A 1,222-nucleotide genomic window follows, 5' to 3' on the forward strand; every position below is an offset into this window, starting at 1 on the left:
GGGTCTCCCCGCCCGCAGGCCCCGTGCCGCGCCCGCCCCGCGGCCCTTCCCGCAGGGCGACGAACACCAGGACGACGACGGCGGCCGATACGGCGTACAGCACGAGACCGGACATCGGCAGTGAACGTCGCCCGAGGCGGTCGGCGGTCGGCGATCGGCCTGGACACCGGCGCGCTGACGGCGATGGCGGACGAGGAGCCCCCGCCGGGCGATTTCGGCGAACTCTTCGCTCATCGCCAGGCGGTCCGGGCGCGGTGGTCAGTTCCAGAGCGTGACCATGAAGACCAGCAGGAGCAGCAGGACGGTCAGCGTGGCCTTCCAGGCGAGCCGTTCCGCGCGCGACGGGGGTGTGGTGGTGGTGATGGGTGGCATGTCGGTTCTCCTCGATCCTGATCCATGTGTGGTTAACCACTCACTTTTGTGGTCAAAAAAGAGCCGCGGAGATCGCGGCGCGGTGCTCAGCGCCACAGCACGAACAGTGCTGCGTCCAAGACGACCAGCGGAACGAGTGCGGCCCAACGGGTCGCGACGGTGCGGTTCATGAGATCACCCCCTCTCTGCGGCGATCGGCTCCGGGGCCTCAGTAGTGTCGAAGCCCGTCGGACAGCGTCCGGGCCCACGGGGCATCCACCTCGTGGGTGCCGAGGGCGACCACGAGATGGCACAGCATGCCCACGGCGAAGAACCGCTGAATGTCGGCCTCCGGTGCGCCGGAAGCCCCCCGTACGTACTCGACCAGGCGCGCGTAACCGTTGCGCACCACCTCGCCGACGGCCGGCTCAGCGGCTGCCGCGCACTGCGCGTGGAGTTGGAGCAGCAGCAGGTCGCGGTCCGAGATGAGTTCGGCGTACGCGTTCCCCATCGCGTCCAGGACCTCCTGCGCGGAGCTCCCCTTCGCTGCGGCGGCCCCGTCGCCCAGGCTCTCGCGAACCCGCGCGAAACAGTGCTCGACCACCGCCACGAACAGCGCCTCCTTGTCGGGGAAGAGCCGGTAGACGTACGCCTGTGAGATACCGGCCCGCTGCGCCACGTCCGTGGTCCTCGTGCCGAAGTAGCCCCGGTCAGCGAACGCGCTGACCGCGGTCTGGAGGACTGTCCTCCGCCGTTCGTCGGCGGTCGAAAGCTGTCGTTGTGAGGTGGGTTTCGGCATGTGAGTAATAAACCACTCACAGATGGGGCTGTCAAGGGGCCCTTCGAGTACTGCGTCGGGGCGGAGCGGGGC

At 68.9% G+C, this 1,222-nt stretch carries 1 protein-coding gene; it reads right to left on the minus strand.

The window, feature by feature from the left end:
- Positions 1–580: 580 nt before the first annotated feature.
- Complete coding sequence (locus tag G5C65_RS37430; protein WP_165303493.1) at positions 581–1,150, minus strand: TetR/AcrR family transcriptional regulator; 570 nt, start codon at positions 1,148–1,150, stop codon at positions 581–583.
- Between the last annotated feature and the right edge of the window lie 72 nt (positions 1,151–1,222).

The sequence above is a fragment of the Streptomyces boncukensis genome, assembly GCF_011045075.1.
In the GTDB taxonomy this organism is placed as follows: Bacteria; Actinomycetota; Actinomycetes; order Streptomycetales; family Streptomycetaceae; genus Streptomyces; species Streptomyces boncukensis.

Coding starts and splice junctions, on each gene's coding strand:
- G5C65_RS37430 (WP_165303493.1), bottom strand. CDS start 1,150: ATGCCGAAACCCACCTCACAACGACAGCTTTCGACCGCCGACGAACGG.